We start from the raw sequence: 2,981 nt of genomic DNA on the forward strand, positions 1-2,981 counted from the left end.
GCACAAGCAAGTGTCATTTTCTATGATTTTCAAGAATTGGAAACATGGGACTGGAAATCAAGGAAAATCAAATAAATCCATGCTGTAAACCATAAGGTAAGGGTATTGGATTACTTTTCCGTTGGGTGTAAATGGACTTCCTTTTTTGTCTTATTCCCGATTTTTACACCTGCAATGGCGATATTTCGCTGATATTCAGTTTTCTGAGCCATAAGAGCATGACATGTGAGTATTAATTTTGTGTCAAAAAAAGATTCTTATGCAAGAAAATTATTTCACGCTGACTTTCATGATTCGGAAAGCGCAGCAGAAAAGATCGGGAGAAGTCCCCATCTTCGCCAGAATCACAGTATCGGGACAGAGGACAGAGTTCAACGTGAACCGTAGCATCGATGCCGAGAACTGGAACCCGGCAAAAGGCATTGCCAAGGGTCGTTCAAAAACGGACATTGAGCTTAACAAGTATCTGAGCTCCATTCGGGTACGCATGAGCGAGATTCACAGCAGGCTCACGCAGGACGGGGAGGCTGTAAACCCGATTGTATTGAAGAACCACTACCTTGGAAAGATTGCAGGACCGAAGATGCTTTGCGAGGTATTCAACGGCGTGGTGGCGCAGTACAAGGAGAAACTTAATTGCGGAGACATATGCAATAGTACATATCTCCGCTGGGAAAGGTGCGTGAAGTACCTGTCGGAGTTTCTCATGAAGCGTGAGGGCGTTCCGGATATTCCGATTAAGAAACTCACAGGCGGAATGATTGATGATTTCGAGCATTTCCTCCGCGTGACCAAAGAGAACGGCAATAATGCCGCTGTCAAGTACCTCAGGTATCTAAAAAAGGTCACACGTGTGGCAATTGCCAATAAATGGCTTGAGGACGATCCCTTCATCGAAAAAAGATACACACGGACAGAAGCTCACCGGGAAGCTGTCAATGAGGCGGAGCTTGTAAGAATAATGACGCTTGACCTTTCAGATTTCCCAAGGCTGGAACGGGTAAGAGATATTTTTATATTCTGCTGTTTTACCGGTCTGGCATTCATTGATGTCTCCACTCTCAACAAGAGCCAGCTTGTGGAAAACGAGGATGGGGAAATGTGGATTAAAAAGCCACGTCAGAAAACTGGCGAAATCAGCACTATTCCCTTACTCGGTATCCCTGCCAAAATAATCGAGAAATACAAAGATGACCCAATGGTTATCGCCAAAGGAGTTCTCCTTCCGGTAATTTCGAATCAACGGATGAACTCGTATCTTGCGGACATTGCATCTCTAGCAAAGGTCAAAAAGCATCTGACGACACACATTGCGAGACATACATTTGCAACAATGTCGCTCCGTAATCATGTGCCACTCGAAACCATCTCCAAGATGCTTGGGCATTCAGACATTCAGACGACTCAGATCTACGCAAAGATGGTAGATGAGGCAATCTCGGAGGATATGCAGAAGATGCGCTCCAAGTTTGACAAGATGGAGGATGCTGTTACTCCCCTCAAAGAAAAACCGACTGACTTTGTGAGGGAACCGCCGAAAAAGCGTGGACGACCGAGAAAGAATCCTCTTTGAGGAAATACAGAATGAAGGGCGACAATCGAGCATGATACTCGGTTGTCGCCCTTCGGTCGGTTTATATGTATAGTTCAATCACATCAGTATTTGGCATGGAAGTTGGCGTTGAGCCATTCCTCTATCTCGGCTTCATCGTAAATGGTCTTGCCTCCTATTTTATAATAGGGAATTATGTTGGCGTTACGGAAGTTCTGGAGGGTGCGGCGGTGTAATGACAGTCGTTTTGACAATTCCTTGTCTTCGATGAAGAATCTCCCGGCAAGCGGTGGTCGGATATTCGGGGATATCGCCTCAAACATTTCTGCCAGTTCCCTTGCCTGAGCATAGAATGTCATCACGCTGGGATGGCGTTTGGTGATAATATCATCTGTCATAGGCATCCTCCGGCTTCCATCCGGTTGTCGTCAAGATAACGCCCTATCTCAGCTTCGCTGAACAGACAGTTTCCTCCCGGCTCTTGAAAGAAGCCAATCTTTCCGCTTGATTTCAGTGTCTGGAGTTGCCGGACTGTGATACACATGGCGTTTGCTGCCGCGTATGATGTGAGCCATTTTCCGGAACCAGCGGGAGGATGAAGCAGTTTCCACATGCGGCTCACCATTGTGTGAAGGAACTGCATGGACTTCACCATGTCCTCGAACACCTCCTTGTCTATTTCGATTGTCTGCATAGGCAATACTATTTTATGAATATATCTTGGCGGCTTTGGCGGAGAATGTCACTCCGAAACGGTTGTCGATTACCAACGATTCGCAGAACTTGCGGCCTTTGCGGTCGATGAAGCCGTAGATGGGCGATGTGTACTTGTATCGTACAAGCTGCTCGATGTCCTTGTCGGTCAGGTCGTAGCCGTGGAAGTGGCGCGGAATTGAGAAGCCACAGCACTCACAGGCTATTGTCGCCGGAAAGGCGGTCAGTCCGTGATTGCCGCATTTAGGGCAGGTATAGCCCGAAATTTTGCTGGCAAAGGACTTCTTGTCGGTGATGAGCGAGAGAATAAGGGGATGAATCCAACTTTCATACTCCCGCATTACCGGCTTGGTGGGCTTGCGGTTCTCCGCGAGTGCGTCAACCTCGTCAATCTGGCTGATGAACTTGCCGATGTCGGCAAGTTCGAGGTGGCCGGCGTGCGAAAGGAGTACACGCGCCTTCTCTGTCGGCTCGATGTCGCCAAGAAGATACTTTACGAATCCGTTGTCGATGAGACGCTGGAGGCAGGCTCCGCAGTCGCGGTAGCTGCTCACGGGAAGAAGCAAGGGTGTATCACCACCTGTGTTAACCAGTTCATTGAGGTCGTGCAGAAATGTTGCGGCGGTCAGGGTTTCGGGTGAGTGCTCCGAGAACGAGTAGATGCTCACACCTGAGATTGTAAATTCTATATTACCCGTTACACATTCCGCATCAT

General features: G+C 47.9%; 4 protein-coding genes. 1 reads left to right on the forward strand and 3 read right to left on the reverse strand.

Annotation, left to right across the window (positions count from 1 at the left end):
- The first annotated feature begins 259 nt into the window (after positions 1-259).
- Positions 260-1,573, forward strand: coding sequence for a site-specific integrase (locus tag C5O24_RS12170; RefSeq protein WP_107037066.1), 1,314 nt, complete (start codon positions 260-262; stop codon positions 1,571-1,573).
- Positions 1,574-1,656: 83 nt separating this feature from the next.
- Here C5O24_RS12170 and C5O24_RS12175 read toward each other — a convergent pair whose 3' ends face one another.
- The 3 genes from C5O24_RS12175 to C5O24_RS12185 all read right to left on the reverse strand — a co-directional run.
- Positions 1,657-1,950 carry a helix-turn-helix domain-containing protein gene (locus C5O24_RS12175; protein ID WP_160899725.1) on the reverse strand — a complete coding sequence of 98 codons (294 nt, stop codon included), beginning with the start codon at positions 1,948-1,950 and terminating at the stop codon, positions 1,657-1,659.
- Positions 1,947-2,246: a hypothetical protein gene (locus C5O24_RS12180; RefSeq protein WP_107037068.1), complete on the reverse strand. Its 300-nt coding sequence runs from the start codon at positions 2,244-2,246 to the stop codon at positions 1,947-1,949. The genes C5O24_RS12175 and C5O24_RS12180 overlap by 4 nt, the downstream gene beginning before the upstream one ends.
- Positions 2,247-2,259: 13 nt before the next feature.
- A partial coding sequence (locus C5O24_RS12185) for a topoisomerase C-terminal repeat-containing protein (RefSeq protein WP_161953449.1) occupies positions 2,260-2,981 on the reverse strand: 722 nt, incomplete at its 5' end.

This window comes from Paramuribaculum intestinale, from assembly GCF_003024925.1.
Lineage (GTDB): Bacteria > Bacteroidota > Bacteroidia > Bacteroidales > Muribaculaceae > Paramuribaculum > Paramuribaculum intestinale.

Bases quoted from the DNA above. Each gene is read 5' to 3' on its own strand.
- C5O24_RS12170 (WP_107037066.1), top strand. From the start codon at position 260: ATGCAAGAAAATTATTTCACGCTGACTTTCATGATTCGGAAAGCGCAG.
- C5O24_RS12175 (WP_160899725.1), bottom strand. From the start codon at position 1,950: ATGACAGATGATATTATCACCAAACGCCATCCCAGCGTGATGACATTC.
- C5O24_RS12180 (WP_107037068.1), bottom strand. From the start codon at position 2,246: ATGCAGACAATCGAAATAGACAAGGAGGTGTTCGAGGACATGGTGAAG.